16 protein-coding genes and 1 pseudogene are annotated in these 17,772 nt (G+C 70.6%); 9 read left to right on the top strand and 8 right to left on the bottom strand.

What is annotated here, in order from left to right:
• Window positions 1–29: 29 nt before the first annotated feature.
• On the bottom strand, window positions 30–1,058 hold the full coding sequence (gene tdh / locus AB0A69_RS05650; RefSeq protein WP_361415679.1) for an L-threonine 3-dehydrogenase: 1,029 nt from the start codon (window positions 1,056–1,058) through the stop codon (window positions 30–32).
• Between the two features lie 150 nt (window positions 1,059–1,208).
• Between tdh and AB0A69_RS05645 the strand changes: the two genes are divergently transcribed.
• Together AB0A69_RS05645 and abc-f are read left to right on the top strand one after the other, a co-directional pair.
• Window positions 1,209–1,832, top strand: a complete 624-nt coding sequence (locus tag AB0A69_RS05645) for a histone deacetylase (protein ID WP_361415677.1) — start codon at window positions 1,209–1,211, stop codon at window positions 1,830–1,832.
• Window positions 1,833–2,021: 189 nt separating this feature from the next.
• The gene (gene abc-f / locus AB0A69_RS05640) at window positions 2,022–3,668 is read left to right on the top strand and encodes a ribosomal protection-like ABC-F family protein (RefSeq protein WP_361415675.1); all 1,647 of its coding nucleotides are present in this window, start codon (window positions 2,022–2,024) and stop codon (window positions 3,666–3,668) included.
• A gap of 315 nt (window positions 3,669–3,983) precedes the next feature.
• Here abc-f and AB0A69_RS05635 read toward each other — a convergent pair.
• Window positions 3,984–5,074, bottom strand: a pseudogene (locus tag AB0A69_RS05635) (IS630 family transposase).
• Window positions 5,075–5,414: 340 nt separating this feature from the next.
• Here AB0A69_RS05635 and AB0A69_RS05630 point away from each other — a divergent pair.
• Entirely contained in the window at window positions 5,415–5,849 is a 435-nt protein-coding gene (locus AB0A69_RS05630; RefSeq protein ID WP_361415673.1) for a hypothetical protein, read from the top strand.
• Between the two features lie 68 nt (window positions 5,850–5,917).
• Window positions 5,918–7,078 carry a hypothetical protein gene (locus tag AB0A69_RS05625; RefSeq protein WP_361415671.1) on the top strand — a complete coding sequence of 387 codons (1,161 nt, stop codon included), beginning with the start codon at window positions 5,918–5,920 and terminating at the stop codon, window positions 7,076–7,078.
• A gap of 278 nt (window positions 7,079–7,356) precedes the next feature.
• On the opposite strand, the gene AB0A69_RS05620 is transcribed toward AB0A69_RS05625, so the two are convergent.
• The gene (locus tag AB0A69_RS05620) at window positions 7,357–8,160 is read right to left on the bottom strand and encodes a helix-turn-helix transcriptional regulator (RefSeq protein ID WP_361415669.1); all 804 of its coding nucleotides are present in this window, start codon (window positions 8,158–8,160) and stop codon (window positions 7,357–7,359) included.
• Window positions 8,161–8,265: 105 nt separating this feature from the next.
• Between AB0A69_RS05620 and AB0A69_RS05615 the strand changes: the two genes are divergently transcribed.
• Window positions 8,266–8,571 (top strand): 4a-hydroxytetrahydrobiopterin dehydratase, encoded by a 306-nt coding sequence (locus tag AB0A69_RS05615; RefSeq protein ID WP_361415667.1) that lies wholly within the window; start codon window positions 8,266–8,268, stop codon window positions 8,569–8,571.
• 182 nt (window positions 8,572–8,753) lie between these two features.
• Window positions 8,754–9,614: a methyltransferase gene (locus tag AB0A69_RS05610; protein ID WP_361415665.1), complete on the top strand. Its 861-nt coding sequence runs from the start codon at window positions 8,754–8,756 to the stop codon at window positions 9,612–9,614.
• A gap of 15 nt (window positions 9,615–9,629) precedes the next feature.
• On the opposite strand, the gene AB0A69_RS05605 is transcribed toward AB0A69_RS05610, so the two are convergent.
• Together AB0A69_RS05605 and AB0A69_RS05600 are read right to left on the bottom strand one after the other, a co-directional pair.
• The gene (locus AB0A69_RS05605) at window positions 9,630–10,403 is read right to left on the bottom strand and encodes a TIGR03943 family protein (RefSeq protein ID WP_361415663.1); all 774 of its coding nucleotides are present in this window, start codon (window positions 10,401–10,403) and stop codon (window positions 9,630–9,632) included.
• On the bottom strand, window positions 10,400–11,434 hold the full coding sequence (locus AB0A69_RS05600; protein WP_361415661.1) for a permease: 1,035 nt from the start codon (window positions 11,432–11,434) through the stop codon (window positions 10,400–10,402). Before AB0A69_RS05600 ends, AB0A69_RS05605 begins: the two co-directional genes overlap by 4 nt.
• 113 nt (window positions 11,435–11,547) lie before the next feature.
• Between AB0A69_RS05600 and AB0A69_RS05595 the strand changes: the two genes are divergently transcribed.
• Window positions 11,548–12,090 (top strand): hypothetical protein, encoded by a 543-nt coding sequence (locus AB0A69_RS05595; protein ID WP_361415659.1) that lies wholly within the window; start codon window positions 11,548–11,550, stop codon window positions 12,088–12,090.
• 11 nt (window positions 12,091–12,101) lie between these two features.
• Window positions 12,102–12,581, top strand: a complete 480-nt coding sequence (locus tag AB0A69_RS05590) for a hypothetical protein (protein ID WP_361415657.1) — start codon at window positions 12,102–12,104, stop codon at window positions 12,579–12,581.
• A gap of 117 nt (window positions 12,582–12,698) precedes the next feature.
• On the opposite strand, the gene AB0A69_RS05585 is transcribed toward AB0A69_RS05590, so the two are convergent.
• The 3 genes from AB0A69_RS05585 to AB0A69_RS05575 all read right to left on the bottom strand — a co-directional run bounded on the left by AB0A69_RS05585 (window position 12,699) and on the right by AB0A69_RS05575 (window position 16,556).
• The gene (locus AB0A69_RS05585) at window positions 12,699–13,532 is read right to left on the bottom strand and encodes an aldo/keto reductase (protein WP_361415655.1); all 834 of its coding nucleotides are present in this window, start codon (window positions 13,530–13,532) and stop codon (window positions 12,699–12,701) included.
• 92 nt (window positions 13,533–13,624) lie between these two features.
• Window positions 13,625–15,424 (bottom strand): long-chain fatty acid--CoA ligase, encoded by a 1,800-nt coding sequence (locus tag AB0A69_RS05580; RefSeq protein ID WP_361415653.1) that lies wholly within the window; start codon window positions 15,422–15,424, stop codon window positions 13,625–13,627.
• Window positions 15,425–15,683: 259 nt separating this feature from the next.
• Window positions 15,684–16,556 carry a LysR substrate-binding domain-containing protein gene (locus tag AB0A69_RS05575; protein WP_361415651.1) on the bottom strand — a complete coding sequence of 291 codons (873 nt, stop codon included), beginning with the start codon at window positions 16,554–16,556 and terminating at the stop codon, window positions 15,684–15,686.
• A 125-nt stretch (window positions 16,557–16,681) separates the two neighbouring features.
• Here AB0A69_RS05575 and AB0A69_RS05570 point away from each other — a divergent pair, with 125 nt between their 5' ends.
• Complete coding sequence (locus AB0A69_RS05570) at window positions 16,682–17,767, top strand: bile acid:sodium symporter family protein (protein ID WP_361415649.1); 1,086 nt, start codon at window positions 16,682–16,684, stop codon at window positions 17,765–17,767.
• The last annotated feature ends 5 nt before the right edge of the window (window positions 17,768–17,772 follow it).

The raw sequence follows: 17,772 nt of genomic DNA, 5'->3' as shown, positions 1-17,772 counted from the left end.
AAGCCCGGCGAGCGAACCGAGCCACAAAACTAACGGGTCCAGTCGAGGATGATCTTGCCGCTGCGGGCGGTGGCGGCCTCGTCGAAGGCCGCGTCGAAGTCCTGGTAGGAGTAGCTGCCGGTGATCACGGGGCCGAGGTCGAGGCCGCCTTCGAGCAGGACGGTCATGGCGTACCAGGTCTCGAACATCTCCCGGCCGTAGATGCCCTTGACCGTGATCATCGAGGTGACGATCTTCGACCAGTCGACGGCGAACTCCTCGGCGGGCAGGCCCAGCATCGCGATCCGGCCGCCGTGGGTCATGTTGGCGACCATGTCCCGCATGGCCTCGGGCCGCCCGGACATCTCCAGGCCGATGTCGAAGCCCTCGCGCAGCCCGAGCTGGCGCTGCGCCTCGCCGATGGTCGTCTCGGCGACGTTGACGGCGAGCGTCGCGCCCACCTTGCGGGCGAGTTCCAGCCGGGGCTCGCTCACATCGGTGATCACCACGTTGCGCGCCCCCGCGTGCCGGGCGACCGCCGCCGCCATGACACCGATGGGGCCGGCGCCCGTGATCAGGACGTCCTCGCCGACGAGCGGGAAGGACAGCGCCGTGTGCACGGCGTTCCCGAACGGGTCGAAGATCGCCGCAACGTCCAGGTCCACCTTGGTGCGGTGCACCCACACGTTGGACGCCGGCAGCGCGACGTACTCGGCGAACGCCCCGTCCCGCCCGACGCCGAGCCCGATGGTGGCCCGGCACAGGTGCCGCCGTCCCGCCAGGCAGTTGCGGCACTTGCCGCACACCAGGTGCCCCTCGCCGCTGACCAGGTCGCCGACCGCGATGTCGCTCACGTCGGCGCCGACGGCCGCGACCTCCCCGACGAACTCGTGCCCCAGCACCAGAGGCGTGTTCACCGCCTGCCGCGCCCAGCCGTCCCAGGACCGGATGTGCAGGTCGGTACCGCAGATGCCGGTCCGCAGCACCCGGATCAGTACGTCGCCGGGCCCGGTCTCGGGCTCCGGCACGTCCATGAGCCAGAGGCCCGGCTCGGCCTTCTGCTTGACAAGTGCCTTCATCGGCGCAGCTCCCGGGTGGGGTACGGGTGGGGTACGGCTGGAGATCGTGAACGCGCACCAATCTGCCCACACCGGGCCCGCGCGTCCATCGAGCTTTTCTTAAGCGGGCCAACAGCAGAACTTCACGCGCCACGCCGCTACCGTCGCCGGATGACGACGCAGGTCTGGTACACGTCCTACGGATCCAACACGCACGTCGACCGGCTGGCCCACTACATCCTGGGCGGCGCCCCGCCGGAGGCGAACCGCCGCTACCCCGGTTGCCGCGACCGCCGCCTCCCGGCCGCCTCCGTGCCCGTGGAGCTGGCGGGCGCGCTCTACTTCGCCACCGAGTCGCCCGTGTGGACCGGCGGCCGGGCCTTCTACGACCCCGACGCAGAGGGCCGTGTCCTGGCCCGCGCGCACCTGGTGACGGCCCAGCAGTTCTCGGACATCGCCGCCCAGGAGATGTACCGCGAGCCGGGCCCGGACACCGACCTCGACCTGACCCGGGCGCTGCGCGACGGCCGGGCGGTCCTGGGCGACGGCCGCTACGAGACGCTGGTCTGCGCGGGGACGCTCGACGGCCACCCGCTCCTCACGTTCACGGCCCCGTGGCGCATGCGCGACGTCTCCTGGAACGCGCCCGCCGCCGACTACCTCCGCCACATCGCCGCCGGGCTCCTGGCGACGGGCGCCTGGGACGCGGACACCGTCACCGCCTACCTCGCCTCCTGCCCGGGCGTGGCGGGCCACTGGACGGAGCGGCGGATCGGGGAGCTGATCGCGGGCTGAACCGCTGCGACGCGCGGGGGGAGGCGCAGGGGAGACGCAGTCCGGCGATGAGTTGAGACGAGACGAATCGTCTTGCTATGGTGGAGGCATGGCACACTTCTTCTTCCTGTGAGTCCGGGCACGGCCGACGCCACCGTCGACGCCGTTTTCGCCGCCCGTAGACCCTTCGCACGCCCACAGGAAGACACCATGCGCGCACGCGCCCATACCGCCACGCCCGCACCCGCTGCCGTGGCACAGCTGTCCGTCAAGGACGTCACCAAGACCTACGGCACCCGGACCGTCCTCGACCAGGTCTCCTTCACCGTCCGCCCGGGCGAGAAGGCCGCCGTCATCGGTGAGAACGGCTCCGGGAAGTCCACCCTGCTGCGGCTGCTCGCCGCGGCCGAGGCGCCGGACGCCGGGGAGATCACCGTGAGCTTTCCCGGCGGCGTCGCCCACCTCGCCCAGACCATCGACCTCGACCCCGACCGCACCGTCCAGGACGTCGTCGACCTCGCCTTCGCCGACCTGCGCGACATGGAGCACCGGCTGCGTACGGCGGAGGAGCGCCTCGGTGAGGCCTCGGACGCCGAACTCGCCGCGTACGGCGAGCTGCTGACCGCGTACCAGGAACGCGGCGGCTACGAGGCGGACGCCCGCGTCGACGCCGCCCTGCACGGGCTCGGGCTCGCCGGGATCACCCGCGACCGCGTGCTCGGCTCGCTCTCCGGCGGCGAGCAGTCGCGCCTCGCGCTCGCCTGCGCCCTGGCCGCCGGGCCCGAGCTGCTGCTGCTCGACGAGCCGACGAACCACCTCGACGCGGCGGCCGTGCGCTGGCTCGAGGAACACCTGCGCGCCCACCGCGGCACCGTCGTCGCGGTCACCCACGACCGCGGCTTCCTGGACCGCGTCGCCACCACGATCCTCGAGGTGGACCGGGACGCGCGCACGGTGCGCCGGTACGGCGACGGCTGGGCCGGTCACCGCGCCGCGAAGGCCGCCGCCCGGCGCCGCGCGGCGCAGGAGTACGCGCAGTGGCTCGATGAGGTGGCCCGTACGGAGGAGCTGCTGGAGGCCGCCGGGAAGCGGCTCGCCACCACCGGCAAGGATCCGCGGCAGGGCTTCGGCAAACACCGCCGCTCGCACGAGGCGAAGCTCGGCGGGCAGGTGCGCGCGGTCCGGGAACACCTCGCCCACCTGCGCCGCAACCCCGTGCCGGCGCCACCCGAACCGCTGCGGTTCACCGCGGCCCTGGCCGTAACCGAGCCGACGGCCGACGGTCCGCTCGCCGAGCTCGACGGCGTCACCGTCGGCGAGCGGCTGCGCCTGGAGGACCGGCTGGCGATCGCCCCCGGTCAGCGGCTGCTGGTCACCGGCGAGAACGGCGCCGGCAAGACGACACTGCTGCGCGTCCTCGCGGGCGACCTGGAACCGGACGCGGGCGCGGTACGCCGCCCCGCGCGCATCGGATACCTGGCGCAGGAACTGCCCGCGCGCTCCACGCGGCTTCCGCTCCTCGCCGCCTTCGCGGCCGGACGGCCCGGCCTGCCGGAGGACTCCGCCGACCAACTCCTGGCACTGGGCCTGTTCCGCGAGGAGGACCTGCACGTGCCGGTGACGGCCCTCTCCGCGGGCCAGCAGCGGCGGCTCCAGATCGCGAGGCTGGTGACGCGGCCCGCGGACCTCCTCGTCCTCGACGAGCCGACCAACCACATCGCGCTCGACCTGATCGAGGACCTGGAGGCGGCGCTCGCCGCGTACCCGGGAGCGGTGGTCGCGGTCTCCCACGACCGCGCCTTCCGCGGGCGCTTCCCGGGGGAGCGGCTGGAACTGCACGGCGGCCGCCGCCGCTGACCAAACCCCCTCGCCGGGCCGGGGCCCGCATTACCTCCGCGGTAATCGACTCCCACCCGCCCCGCCACACGGGTCCGGACCTGCTCGTGGGACTTGTTGCCGGGCGGTCAAGGGCTGGCTGACCACGATGGCCGGGGGTGTCGGCGTCGATGACCACTTTGGTGATTGGTGGAGTAGCTATGCTTCTTCGATTGCTCTGCGACCTTGTGGTCGCGGGCGGGCAGGACCAGCAGCGCCTGATTCTCCAGCAGCAGGCTCCACGGGCAGCCCCGGCGGCGTACGTCGCCGCCCTCACGCCGAAACCGACGCATCAGGCTAGTGATCAGAGTCAGAGATTCGTCGGCAGTAGGCGGCGACTTTGTCGAGGATCTCGTCGGCGGTCTTCGTCCAGACGAACGGTCTGGGGTGTTCGTTCCAGTCGGCGAGCCAGGCTCGGATGTCGCGTTCGAGGGCCTGGACGGAGCGGTGGACGCCGCGCTTGAGCTTCTTCTGCGTGAGTTCGGCGAACCACCGCTCGACCAGATTCAGCAGGACGCACTGGTCGGCGTGAAGTGGAGGTGGAAGCGCGGGTGGACCAGCAGCCAGTTCTTGATGTCGGGCGTCTTGTGGGTCGCGTAGTTGTCCAGGATCAGATGAACCTGCAGGTCGGCCGGGACCTCCTTGTCGAGCTTGACCAGGAATTTCTTGAACTCGGCGGCTCGGTGGCGGCGGTGGAGGGAGCCGATGACCTTGCCGGTGGCGACCTCGAGGGCGGCGAAGAGGGTCGTAGTGCCGGCGCGGATGTAGTCGTGGCTTCGGCGTTCGGGGACACCGGGCATCATGGGCAGGACCGGCTGGGACCGGTCCAGGGCCTGGATCTGCGACTTCTCGTCCACGCAGACAACGAGCGCCTTCTCCGGCGGGTCGAGATAGAGGCCGACGACGTCGCGGACCTTGTCGATGAACAACGGGTCGGTGGACAGCTTGAACGTCTGGGCCCGGTGCGGTGCCAGGGCGAATGCCCGCCAGATCCGCGAGACCGTCGACTGCGACATCCCTGTCGCCGCGGCCATCGACCTGGTCGACCAGCGGGTGGCGTTCTTCGGAGTCTCCTCGAGCGTCTTGACGATGACCCGCTCGACATCGGCGTCGGTGATCTTCCGCGGAACACCGGGCCTCGGATCGTCGCACAGACCGTCCAGGCCGCGTTCGATGAAGCGGCGCCGCCAGGTGCGGACCGTGTCCGGAGTGATCCGCAACCGGCGGGACACCTCCATGATCGAGTGGCCCTCGGCGCACTCCAGCACGATCCGCGACCGCTGGGCCAGTGACTGGGCTGTCGTGCGGCGACGCAACCAGCCCTCCAGCACCGCCCGCTGGGTATCAGTGACCGACAACGGCGCCTTTCGGAGGTACGCGACTCTCACCGCCTCACTTACCTCCTGTCCTGGGTACGGGGGCTTGCACCCGAATGGCTCGATATCTCTGCGACGGCGGTGGAAGGTGTCAGAGTGCAGCTGACCGACTAGAACCCGGAGGGAAGATGGATGTCGACAGGATCCCGGCAGAGCAGATCGCGCGAGCCGCTGCTCAGGGCGTAGCAATTGCGCTATCAGCTCGAAATTTCTCTGGAGACCTGGAGGCCAGGGGGCCCATTGTCATGGGGAATTTCCCGGAGGAACTCTTCCAAGTGTCGCTGGAGAGAGATGCGTCAGGAGGCTTCGTCGTGAAGAGCATCCAGCCGTACAGGTCTTCCGGTAGTGCTTGATGCAGGACGAAGAAGCGCTACTCTGCCCGAGCTCACCTCCGCGTCTCGGAGAATCGGTTTTGATCGGCGTTGTCTCCGGAACTCCCGAAGAACCGCGAGTTATTCCGACCGAGCGTGCGATTCCGGTAACCCAGGATATTGTCGACTTGGCCCGACCGGTCTCACCGGGTGAGGTTTTTCGTTTTGCCAGTAGATGCCGAACGGCGGCCTGCATTCACTTCAAGAACGCCACCTGTCACATTGCGGCACGCAGCACTGTGCTGCTGGACGAGGTCACAGGAAAGCTCCCTTATTGCGCGATCCGGGCGCAGTGTCGCTGGTTTCACCAGGAGGGCTCCGACGTCTGCCGGCGCTGCCCGCAGATCGTGACGAAACAGTACGCTCCATCGCCTGAGGCGTTGAAGATCGTGGATGAAAGCGAGCCTCCGCAGTGAAATCCGGGTCGTTTATGACGCTTTTGCCGTCGCGTTTGGCGAGATACGTGAAAGGTTAGGTGGGCATCATGGGGGCGCGCGAAAAGGAAATTTGCGACCAGCCCAAGCAGGGCGACTCATGCGAAGGCGCCCCCGTGCTGCAGCGGGGAATGGTACCCATCGAGGCTTTTCGTAGCAAGGACTCCTCGTTGGAGGTGGCTGTTGCTGAACCTCTCGGCGGTGTGGCGGAACTCATCAGTGCTGTCCGTGAATATTGGTCTGTGCTCCGGGATCATGGCTTCGCCGACGCCAACCCGGTGAAAGTTCTTGTTGATGCCGGTGACCGCCAATCTGTTATTTGGGTATTCCGATGGAAGGAGTCGTCCAGTCGCATGCAAGCCGCAGCAACTGCAGAGTGTGTGCAGGCGTTGGCTCGTATTGAGTGTGCTGGGCGAGTCACCTCTCACCATCCGTTCGTGAATGAGGCCTACCAGGGCTTCGAGACCGGGCGTTTCCCTTCGCGTGGCGGTATCGAATTGCTGAGAGGTAAGTGCACCTGCACGGTGAAACTGGATGGCTTTGATACCGAGTTCGAACTTGAAGGGCAAAACGGTTTTGTGATCATGCATCGCGGGCCTCGGTATGTGCAGGAAGGTGTTCCGCTAATGCCGGTGATCATCTTGAGGCATGGCGCTGACACCCCGAACGCACTGAGGGATGCCCCTGGTCTGAGAGATGCGCCCGAAGAGGTTCGTACGACACCTTTCAGGGTGGAGCAGAACAGTGATCTGCCACAGTTCGGTATTATCCGCTCACTCCAGGAAGATAGCGATTTTCCGGCCGTAGCCATGTGGGTGGTGCACTGGCTTGTGCACACCCCGATCGGCACCCTTGTCACCGACCCGAAGCAGCCCTTGGTCTTTGGTCCGACGTTCGTGCAGCATTATCCGCCGGTCGGTACGGAATTCTTTTCCGCAGTTGGGCCTGTGCCGGTGTTCAAACAGGAAGACGGGCAGCGAATCGGCACATTGACTCCTGGGCAGCTCACCGCATTCGATATTGTCGTGACAATGGACGATGAAATCCCATCGATCCTTGACCGGCCTGCTCGCTACCATGTGGAGATGTTCAATCGGTACATCGACGATCCCGCCCTCGAGATTCCATTTGAGGGGCTGGTCAACGACTACCGAGTGCCTGATGACCCTGCTTTCGGGGCTGGTCCGAAACTCAAGCGCCGACGGCATTGAACGGCAGGCGCCAGTGCGGCCGCGGAGCTCGTATGCCACATCCTCGTCGGCCGGCACCATCCGTTCACGACGGCCCTATTCCGACACCCACTGGTTCATGAATTCCCGGAGAGCGACTGGTCGGACCTCGCAGCAGCGGCACCCCACAGCCCGCAGAAACACTCCTCTGCCACGGCGGCCTCGTCCCTTGCAATGACGTCCATAGACCTCGGCGCAGACCGTCACCGTGCCGGGTTCGCCGCCCTCCAGTGGTCCGCCCTGCGGGCTGTGGCGGGCCGCTAGAGCGACTGGAGGTACGCCACCGTCGCCGGGTCGGCCGGGAGGAACGTCTCGATGGCCAGCTCGGCGACCGTCACGTCCATCGGCGTGTTGAACGTCGATATCGACGACACGAAGGACAGCACGCGACCGTCGTGCTCGATCCGCATCGGCAGCGCGAAGTAGGGGTACGGAGTCGGGTCCTCGCGGTCCCCCGGGTCGCCGCCCGTCTCCGGCAGCGGGTACGCCGCGACCTCCTCGTACAGCAGCCGCAGCGGCTCGGAGCGGGCCAGCGCGATCTGGCGCTCCATCTGCGCCAGCAGGTGCCCGCGCCACTCCCGCAGGTTGCGGATCCTCGGTGCCAGGCCCTGCGGATGCAGGGTGATCCGCATGGCGTTCATCGGCGGTGCCAGCAGGTGCTCCGCAACCCCGTCCAGCAGCATGGCGATACCGCGGTTGGCGGCCACCACCGTGTACGAGCCGTCCACGACGACCGCCGGGTACGGGTCGTACCCGGCGAGCAGCCTCTTGATGCCCTCGCGCAGGGCGCCGAGGGACGGGTCGTCCAGCGGCGTCTCGGCGTACCGGGGGGCGTAACCGGCTGCCAGGAGCAGCGCGTTGCGCTCCCGGACCGGTACCTCCAGATGGTCGGCGAGGCGCAGGACCATCTCCTCGCTGGGCCGCGAGCGCCCCGTCTCGATGAACGAGATGTGACGGGCCGACGAGTCCGCGCGCAGCGCCAGCTCCAGCTGGCTCAACCGCCTCCGCTCACGCCAGCCCCGCAGCATCGGGCCTATTCCGGTACCGGTAGCCAGAGTTGTCATACCGCAGACGGTAACCCACGTGTTGACCACGGGCCGGTGGCATCGGAACGTATCGTCACGGGCACGTCGTCAGCGTCCGTACCGAAACGAAACGGAGGGCCGGCCATGCCCACTGAGCCGCTGTCACAGAAGGAGATCGAGGACCGGTTGCGCGAGCTTCCCGGCTGGTCGCAGGAGGGCGACCGGATCGCCCGCACCTACCGCCTCCCCACCCACTTCGCCGCCACCGCGATGGTCGTCCACGTGGCGCAGATCCAGGACGAGCTGGATCACCATTCCGACCTCACCCTCGGCTACAACACGGTCCACCTCACCATGAACACTCACTCGGCGGGCGGCGCCATCACCGAACGCGACTTCGAGCTGGCGTCGCGGGTCGAGGCCATCGCGCCCTCCCACGCCGCCAACTGAGCCGAGCGGCCACGAGCCGAGGGGTCACGAGCCGAGCGGCCACGAGCCGAGGGGTCACGAGCCGAGCGGCCACGAGCCGAGGGGTCACGAGCCGAGCGGTGGTGGTCCGAGCGGCGGCGGGCCGCGTTGCCGGAACGGCAACAAAGCTCGCCTCCGCGACACCTCCACCGCAGGCTGTGCCCATGAGCCCTCACCACCACGACACCGAGATCGACTGGAACGAGATGCTGCCGCTGCTGGAGCGCGGCGCCGAGCTCCAGACCCCGCTGTACCGGCAGGCCGCGGCCTGGCTCGGCGAGCTCGCCCCGGCCACCGGCGTACGCCGCGTCCTCGACGTCGGCAGTGGCCCCGGCGTGCTGTCGTGCCTGCTCGCCGAGGTGTTCCCGTACGCCGAGGTCGTCGCCGTCGACGCCACGCCCGAGCTGCTGGAGCGCGCCCGCGACCGGGCGGCGGGCCTCGGCCTGAACCGCGTCACCACGCTCCACGCGCAGCTCCCCGACGACATCGCCGCGCTCGGCCCGGCCGACCTCGTCTGGGCGGCCGGCTCCCTGCACCACCTGGGCGACCAGCGCGCCGCCGTCGCCGGGCTGGCGGCCCTGCTGCGCCCCGGCGGCCTCCTCGCGGTCGCCGAGGGCGGCCTCGCGGGCCGGCACCTGCCGCAGCACACGGGGATCGGGCGCCCGGGCCTGGAGGCCCGGATGGAGGCCGCGCACGCCGACTGGTTCGCCGAGATGCGGGCGGCGCTGCCCGGCGCCAAGGAGGAGCCCGACGACTGGCGGGCGCTGCTGGCCGGAGCGGGCCTGACGCCGAGCGGCACGCGCTCGTTCCTCCACGACGTACCAGCGCCCGTCCCCGACGCCGTACGCGAGTACGTCCTCGCCCACTTCACCCGGCACCGCCACACCCTCGGCGAACGGCTGGACGCCGAGGACCGCGCGGCCCTCGACCGTCTGCTGGACCCGGCGGAGCCGCAGGGCCTGCACCAGCGGCCGGACGTCTTCCTGCTCACCGCCCGCACGGTGCACACCGCACGCCGGGGCTGACCGTCCGCGGCACGGTCACGGCACGGGCGGCGTGTCCTGGTACGGACTGATCGGCTCCGATGTCCGCCGCACGCTCGTCGCGTCCAGCGCCACCGCTGCCGTGGCCGTCCCCAGCGTGCCGCCCGGATGCCAGGTCCCCGTCACCGTCACCCAGGTGTCGGCGGGCGGGGCCGGGACGCCGTGGATCCGGATGCGCAGGGACTGCGAGTCGGCCGCGCAGCAGCTGACGATGAGCCGGCTGAGGTACCACGAGCCGTCCTTGGCGCCGGGCACCGGGGTCACGAACCCCGTCATCATCACGGTGCGCCCGGCGAGGCTGCCCTCGCGGTCCTGCTGCACGCGCGCGATGAACCCGGACAGGGCGAGCGGCGCCGGGTCCGCGTCCGGCAGCGGGTTGAACTCCGATACGGGGGCGATCACGTTGCCGGTCTCGCGCGACGCGGTGTACGAGCCGAGGGCGGGCGGGGCGTACAGCAGCAGTGCCAGGACCGGCGGGAACAGCAGCCAGGCGACGCGCGGCCCGCCGCGGTGGTCGTGCCCATGACCGTGGTCGTCGTCGGGCTGGGCCGACCCCTCCGCCGGTTCCTCGTCCGTGCGCCGGGCCGCGAACGGCAGCCCGTCCCGTACGGCGCCGACCACGCCCAGGACCAGCAGCAGCACGCCGGAGGCGATCAGGTACGGCCGCAGGCCCTCCTTCACGTACCGCAGGTAGAGCTGGGTGAGCAGCGCGATGTGCAGCACGGCCGACCCGGCGAGGAGCAGCAGGGCCGCCTGGATGTGGCGTCTCACAGCAGCCACCACCCCGTCAGGCAGGCGCAGGCCACGGCCACCACGGCGGTCGCGGCCGAGAAGCGCACGGCGAAGCCACGGCCGAAGGTCCCGGCCTGGAGGGCGATGAGCTTCACGTCGACCATGGGGCCCACCACCATGAAGGTGAGCCGCGCGGTGGGGGAGAAGCCCGTGAGGGAGGCGGCGACGAAGGCGTCGGCCTCCGAGCAGACGGCCAGCACGATGGCGAGCGCCGCGAGGAACAGCACCGACAGCCACGGTGATCCGGCGAACAGCTCCAGCACGGAGCGCGGCACCAGGACGTTGAAGGTGGCCGCGGCCATCGCCCCGACCACCAGGAAACCCCCCGCGTGCAGGAAGTCGTGCTGGAAGCCGAGGCGGAACTCCTCCCAGCGGCTGTGCCCGGCCTGGTGCCCGGTGTGGCGCGCGGGCATCTTCAGCCACTCCGCCTTGCCCCACTTCAGCCACAGCCATCCCATGGCGGCCGCCGTCACCAGGGACGCGACCAGCCGGGCGGCGACCATCTGCGGCTGCCCGGGGAAGGCGACGGCGGTCGAGACCAGCACGATCGGGTTGACGGCGGGCGCGGACAGCAGGAACGCGAAGGCCGCGGCCGGGGTCACCCCGCGCCGGATCAGGCTCCCGGCGACCGGAACCGACGCGCACTCGCAGCCGGGCAGCACCACACCCGCCGCGCCCGCGACGGGCACCGCGAGCGCGGGGTTGCGCGGCAGGGCCCGGCTGAAGACCCGCGCGGGTACGAAGGCGTTGACGGCGCCCGAGATCACGGTGCCGAACAGCAGGAAGGGCAGCGCCTGCACGGTGAGCGCCACGCAGATGGTCTGCCACGCCAGGAACCCGGGGTGGGAGAGCAGGGGGAGGACGAGCACCGCGATCAGAAGCAGCGAAACGCCGCCCGCGACGAGGACGGACGGCGGTGTCGCGGACGGCGCGGCGCCACGGGCGCGGGCACGCGCGTCCTCACGCGCACGCTCGCGCGGCTGCCCGCGCTCGGGGACGGCTTCGGTCATGGGGCCCTACCTTAGCGAGGCAAGGCCAATGACAATCGTTTCATCTCACTGCTCCGGTGCGTGCGGGGCTACGCTGGAGAGGCATACCGGCCATCAACGAGGGGGTCGGTCCGATGTCAACAGGGACCCTCCTGGCGATCATCATTCCCATCGTGGTGGTGCTCGCCGTCGTTGCCGCAGCAGCCTTCGTCGTGTCCCGCCGCCGTCGCCTGCGTGAGCGTTTCGGTCCGGAGTACGAACGCACCGTGGAGGACAGCGGCAGCCGGCTCGCCGCCGAGCGGGAGCTGAGCGAGCGCGAGAAACGCCACGGCGAGCTGGACATCAGGCCGCTGACGGGCGACGCCCGGGAGCGCTATTCCCGGGACTGGCAGCGCGTGCAGAGCGAGTTCGTGGACCGTCCGGAGGACGCCGTGCAGGACGCGGACCTCCTGGTCGCGTCCCTGATGCGCGAGCGCGGCTACCCGACCGAGAACCTGAACCAACGGATCAGGGATCTCTCCGTCGAGCACGGCCGCACCATCGAGCACTACCGCGCCGCCCACGAAGTCGACCAGCTCAGCATGAAGCACCAGGCGACGACCGAGCAGCTGCGCGGAGCCATGGTGCACTACCGCGCGCTCTTCGACGAGTTGCTGTCCGACCACGGGCAGAGGTGAAGGGAGGAGAGATGCAACGCGAGGACCTACCGGAACCCACCGAGAGTGGTCTGTCCACCGAGGACCTGGCCCAGCCGCAGCCGCAGCCCCCGCAGGAGGAGACCGGGGTTCCCGCCTTCCCCGGCGAGAGCACCGCGCCGGAGCCGGCGCCGGCGGAGCAGACCGAAGGAGCCGCCGGCACGGCCGCCGCCTCGGCACACGCGGAGGCGGAGGAGGAAGACGCGCCGAGGCTGCTGGCCCCGGACGACGAGCAGAGCTTCCGCGAACGCTGGCAGGACGTCCAGACGCAGTTCGTCGACGACCCGCGCGAGGCCGTGCACAAGGCGGACGCGCTCGTCGCGGACGTCATGCAGCAGCTGGCCTCGACCTTCGCCGATCACAAGAAGGACCTGGAGGGTCAGTGGAACCGGGGCGAGGAGGTGGACACCGAGGAACTGCGCAAGGCGCTGCGCAAGTACCGGTCGTTCTTCAACCGCCTGCTCACCACCTGAGAAACGCGACCTGAGAAACGCGACCTGAGGAGCGCCTCGTGACGAGCGCCTCCTGAAGAGCGCGACGGCGGCGCGGCCGCACACGCGACCGCGCCGCCGTCGCCCCGAAGGGCAGGTTCAGCAGACGTCGTACGTCGCCGGGTCCGGGCCCAGTCGGCGCCCCTCGTCGAGGGCCGCGACGGCCGCCAGGTCGTCGGCGTCGAGCGCGAAGTCGAAGACGTCGATGTTCTCCCGGATCCGCGACGGCGTCACGGACTTGGGGATCACCACATTTCCGGCCTGGAGGTGCCAGCGCAGCACCACCTGCGCCGGGGTGCGGTCGTACTTGCGGGCGATCGCCACCAGCGCGGGGGAGTCCAGCAGACCCTTGCCCTGGCCCAGCGGCGACCACGCCTCGGTCGCGATGCCGTGCCGGGCGTGGAACGCGCGGCTCTCGGCCTGCTGCAGATGCGGGTGCAGCTCGATCTGGTTGACCGCCGGCACGATCGACGTCTCCCCGATCAGGCGCTCCAGGTGCTCCGGGAGGAAGTTGGAGACACCGATGGCCCGGGCGCGGCCGTCCGCGAGGATCTTCTCGAACGCCTTGTACGTCTCGACGTACACGTCCTTCGACGGCAGCGGCCAGTGGATCAGGTACAGGTCGACGTACTCCAGGCCCAGCCGGCCCAGCGAGGCGTCGAAGGCGCGCAGCGTGGCGTCGTACCCCTGCTCGCTGTTCCAGAGCTTCGTCGTGACGAAGAGCTCCTCGCGGGGGAGGTCCGAGGCGGCGATGGCCTGGCCGGTGCCCTTCTCGTTCTCGTAGATCGCGGCCGTGTCGATGGAGCGGTAACCGGCGTCGAGGGCCGTGCCCACCGCCTTCGCCGCCTCGTCGTCCGGGACCTGCCAGACGCCGAAGCCGAGCTGCGGCATGGCGACGCCGTTGTTGAGCGTGATGGAGGGGGCCTTGCTCACGAGTGGTCGTTCCTCACGTCGTGGTCTTTCTGCATACGTGGGGGTGCAACGATCACCCGCCCCGCACCTATTCCCCGCGCCGCCGCCTCCCCTCAGGGGTACAGGGCGTCGATCTCGCCCGCGTACGCCGTCTCGATCGCCCGGCGCTTCAGCTTCAGCGACGGCGTCAGCAGTCCGTGCTCCTCGGTGAACGGATGCGCCAGTATCCGGAACGTACGGATGGACTCGGCCTGCGACACCGTCGTGTTGGCGGCCACCACCGCCCGCCGGATCTCCGCCTCCAGCGACGGGTCCCGCACCAGTTCCGCCGGGGGCAGGGGCGGCCGGTTCTGCATGGCGAGCCAGTGCTCCACCGCCTCCCGGTCGAGGGTGACCAGCGCCGCGATGTAGGGGCGGTCGTTGCCGACCACGACGCACTGCGCGACCAGCGGATGGGCGCCCACCCGCTGCTCCAGGGCGGCCGGCGAGACGCTCTTGCCGCCGGAGGTCACCAGGATCTCCTTCTTCCGCCCGGTGATGGTCAGATAGCCGTCCTTGTCGAGCCGGCCGAGGTCGCCGGTGGCCAGCCAGCCGTCCTTCAGCACGGCGTCGGTGGCGTCGGGGTCGCCCAGGTACCCCGAGAAGACGTGCGGGCCGCGCAGCCAGATCTCGCCGTCGTCGGCGATGTGCACCGTCGTCCCGGGGACGGGCTGCCCGACGGTGCCGTACCGGGCGCGCTCGGGAGGGTTCGCGGTCGCCGCCGACGTGGTCTCGGTCAGCCCGTACCCCTCGTACACGGTCACGCCCGCGCCCTCGAAGAACAGGCCGAGGCGCCGGGACATGGCCGAGCCGCCCGACATCGCGTGCCGCACCCGGCCGCCGAGGGCGTCGCGGACCTTGCCGTACACGAGCTTCTCGAAGAATTGGTGCTGTACGCGCAGGGCCGCCGACGGACCGGGGCCCAGGCCGAAGGCCTTGTGCTCCAGCGCCTCGGCGTAGCGCACCGCCACCTCGACGGCCCTGTCGAACGGTGCCGCCTTCCCGGCCGCCTCGGCCGACCGGCGCGCCGCGTGGAACACCTTCTCGAAGACGTACGGCACGGCCAGGACGAACGTCGGGCGGAACGCCGCCAGGTCCGGCAGCAGCTCGCTCGCCGTCAGCACCGGCTGGTGGCCGAGCTTCACGCGTCTGCGGACCGCCGCCACCTCCACCATCCGCCCGAAGACGTGCGCCAGCGGCAGGAACAGCAGCGTCGACGCCTCGTCGCCCGGCCGGGAGCGGAACACCTTCTCCCACCGGTCGACCAGGGTGTCGGTCTCGAACATGAAGTTGGCGTGGGTGAGCACGCAGCCCTTGGGGCGGCCCGTCGTCCCGGAGGTGTAGATGACCGTCGCGATCGACTCGGGCGTCACCGCCCGCCGGTGGCGCTGCACCACCTCCTCGTCGATGCCGGCGCCCGCCGCCACCAGCTCGGCCACCGCGCCCGCGTCCAGCTGCCACAGCCGCTGCAGCCGCGGCAGCCGGTCGACCACCGAACCCACGGTCATGGCGTGGTCCTCGTGCTCGACCACGCACGCGGTCACCCCGGCGTCGTGCAGCATCCAGTGCACCTGCTCGGCGGAGGCGGTCGGATAGACCGGTACGGACTGGGCGCCGAGCGTCCACAGCGCGAAGTCGAAGAGCGTCCACTCGTAGCGCGTACGGGACATGATCGCGACCCGGTCGCCGAACCGTACGCCGTGCGCGATCAGGCCCTTGGCCAGCGCCAGCACCTCGTCGCGGAACTCCAGCGACGTGACGTCGCCCCACTGCCCGTCGGCGCCCTTGCGGCCGAGCGCGACGCGGTGCGGATCGTCCAGGGCGTGGTCGAACACGGCGTCGGCGAGCCCGCCGACCAGGGGAGCCGTCGCCATGGGGGGGACAGTGAACTCGCGCAATGGCTGCTCCTTGTGGCGCTCCGCACAGCGGAGGGTGACGGTACCCCACGGACCGGTGCGACGGGAGGGCTTCGGTGTACCGGAACCCCGGCATCGCTACAGGTCAGACGCGCCCTGGACCCGACCTGACTCCACAGTCAGGTGGCGGTGCGCGAATCTCCACGGAATCTGTACGAGCCGCTCACGCCGGGGCGCGTACGCCGGTGCCGAGTCCGGCCGTTCCCGCCGCGGCGGACTACGCCGCGCTCTGCCCGTGCAGCCGGTCCCCGCCCGCCAGGATCGCCGAGGCGAGGGCGTCCGCCGCCTCCTTGGCCGGGCCCCGCGGATGGCCGGTGAGCAGGACGAAGTCCACGTCGCCGAGGTCCGGCAACCCCGCCCGCGGCGGAATCGGGGCGAGGCCCGGGGGGATCAGGCCACGGGTGTGGGCCATCACGCCCAGGCCCGCGCGGGCCGCGGCGATCAGGCCGCTCAGGCTCGTACTCGTACAGACGACACGCCAGGGGCGGCCGTGCGCCTCCAGGGCCTCCAGGGCGCGGGCCCGAGTGATGCCCGGCGGCGGGAAGACGATCAGCGGAATCGGGCGCCCGGGGTCCAGCCGGTACCGGGGCGCGCCGATCCACGTCAGCGTGGAGTGCCAGACCAGCCGGCCGTGGGTGTCGCCGCCGCGCCGCTTGGCCAGGACCAGATCGAGGCGGCCCGCCGCCAGCTTCTCGTGCAGCGTGCCGGAGAGCCCGACCGTGAGCTCCAGGTCCACCTCGGGGTGGTCGTGGCGGAACGCCTCCAGAACCTCCGGCAGCCGCGTCAGTACGAAGTCCTCCGAGACCCCGAAGCGCAGGCGCCCGCGCAGCCGTGTGCCGGTGAAATACGCCGACGCCCGCTCGTGCGCCGCCAGGATCGTCCGGGCGAAGCCGAGCATGGCCTCGCCGTCCTCGGTGAGCTCCACGCTGTGCGTGTCCCGGGTGAAGAGCCGGCGCCCGGTCGCCTCCTCCAGGCGCCGCACATGCTGGCTGACCGTCGACTGGCGCAGGCCCAGCCGGCGGGCGGCCTGGGTGAAGCTGAGCGTCTGCGTGACGGCGAGGAAGGTACGCAGCTGGACCGGGTCGTACACGCGGCCAGCCTACCGCCGCTCATCGCGCATCGTGATGACAGTCAGCGTGGTGTGCGGGTTTCCCGATCGCCGCGGCCGGGGGGACGATGGCGGGGGCACGACCTGACCGGAGAGCACGGGAGTACATGAACGGGAAGTACACGGGCCGGAAGTACACGGGCCGGGAGCACGTGGGCCGCCGAGCCGTCGCCATCCTCGGACCGCTGATCGACCCCTACGTCCTGGCGCTGCTCGGCACCGTGGTCCTGGCGGTCCTGCTGCCCGCCTCGGGCGGTGCCGCCGACGTCGTCGGCGGGGCGTCGACCGGGGCGGTGGCCCTGCTGTTCTTCCTCTACGGGGCGCGGCTGTCGACCCGCGAGGCCCTGGACGGACTGCGGCACTGGCGGCTGCACGTGACCGTGCTGGCGGCGACGTTCGCGGTCTTCCCGCTGCTGGGGCTGGCCGCGCGGGGCCTGGTGCCCTCCGTGCTGACGTCCGAGCTGTACGGCGGCCTGCTCTTCCTGTGCCTGGTGCCGTCGACGATCCAGTCGTCGATCGCGTTCACCTCGATCGCGCGCGGCAACGTACCCGCCGCGATCTGCGCCGGGTCCTTCTCGTCGCTCGCCGGGATGGTCCTCACGCCGGTGCTGGTGGCGGTGCTCCTGGGAGCGCACGGCGGCTTCTCGGCGGACTCGCTGCTGCGGATCGTCGTGCAGCTGCTGGTGCCGTTCCTGGCGGGGCAGGCGCTGCGGCGCTGGGTGGCCGGATTCCTGACCCGCCACAAGAAGGTGCTCGGGTACGTCGACCGGGGCTCGATCCTGCTCGTCGTCTACACGGCCTTCAGCCAGGGCATGGTCCAGGGCGTCTGGCACCAGGTCACCCCGCCGCGCCTGGCGGCGCTGCTGGGCGTGGAGGCGGTGCTCCTCGCCGTGATGCTGACACTGACGTGGTACGGGGCGGGCCGGCTCGGCTTCGCCAGGGCGGACCGCATCACGATCCAGTTCGCCGGCTCGAAGAAGAGCCTGGCGGCCGGGCTTCCGATGGCGAGCGTGCTCTTCGGCGCGCACGCCTCGCTGGCGGTGCTGCCCCTGATGCTCTTCCACCAGATGCAGCTGATGGTCTGCGCCGCGATCGCCAAGCGGTACGCGGACCACGGGGACCCGGTGCCGGAGCCGGGAGCGGAGCCCGACCCGCCGCGCCACCCGTCCGCCCCGGAGACCGCGCGCCGCTGACCGCG

The organism is Streptomyces sp. NPDC045431 (assembly GCF_040646655.1).
Classification (GTDB): domain Bacteria; phylum Actinomycetota; class Actinomycetes; order Streptomycetales; family Streptomycetaceae; genus Streptomyces.
The sequence above is the reverse complement of the archived record's forward strand: the minus strand, read 5'-3'. Positions and strand labels throughout refer to the sequence as shown.

What these genes read in the sequence shown, in the direction of transcription:
- AB0A69_RS05610 (WP_361415665.1), top strand. Translation starts at nt 8,754, where the DNA reads ATGAGCCCTCACCACCACGACACCGAGATCGACTGGAACGAGATGCTG.
- AB0A69_RS05580 (WP_361415653.1), bottom strand. Translation starts at nt 15,424, where the DNA reads ATGGCGACGGCTCCCCTGGTCGGCGGGCTCGCCGACGCCGTGTTCGAC.
- AB0A69_RS05625 (WP_361415671.1), top strand. Translation starts at nt 5,918, where the DNA reads ATGGGGGCGCGCGAAAAGGAAATTTGCGACCAGCCCAAGCAGGGCGAC.
- AB0A69_RS05645 (WP_361415677.1), top strand. Translation starts at nt 1,209, where the DNA reads ATGACGACGCAGGTCTGGTACACGTCCTACGGATCCAACACGCACGTC.
- AB0A69_RS05570 (WP_361415649.1), top strand. Translation starts at nt 16,682, where the DNA reads ATGAACGGGAAGTACACGGGCCGGAAGTACACGGGCCGGGAGCACGTG.
- AB0A69_RS05590 (WP_361415657.1), top strand. Translation starts at nt 12,102, where the DNA reads ATGCAACGCGAGGACCTACCGGAACCCACCGAGAGTGGTCTGTCCACC.
- AB0A69_RS05600 (WP_361415661.1), bottom strand. Translation starts at nt 11,434, where the DNA reads ATGACCGAAGCCGTCCCCGAGCGCGGGCAGCCGCGCGAGCGTGCGCGT.
- abc-f (WP_361415675.1), top strand. Translation starts at nt 2,022, where the DNA reads ATGCGCGCACGCGCCCATACCGCCACGCCCGCACCCGCTGCCGTGGCA.
- tdh (WP_361415679.1), bottom strand. Translation starts at nt 1,058, where the DNA reads ATGAAGGCACTTGTCAAGCAGAAGGCCGAGCCGGGCCTCTGGCTCATG.
- AB0A69_RS05615 (WP_361415667.1), top strand. Translation starts at nt 8,266, where the DNA reads ATGCCCACTGAGCCGCTGTCACAGAAGGAGATCGAGGACCGGTTGCGC.
- AB0A69_RS05630 (WP_361415673.1), top strand. Translation starts at nt 5,415, where the DNA reads ATGCAGGACGAAGAAGCGCTACTCTGCCCGAGCTCACCTCCGCGTCTC.
- AB0A69_RS05620 (WP_361415669.1), bottom strand. Translation starts at nt 8,160, where the DNA reads ATGACAACTCTGGCTACCGGTACCGGAATAGGCCCGATGCTGCGGGGC.
- AB0A69_RS05595 (WP_361415659.1), top strand. Translation starts at nt 11,548, where the DNA reads ATGTCAACAGGGACCCTCCTGGCGATCATCATTCCCATCGTGGTGGTG.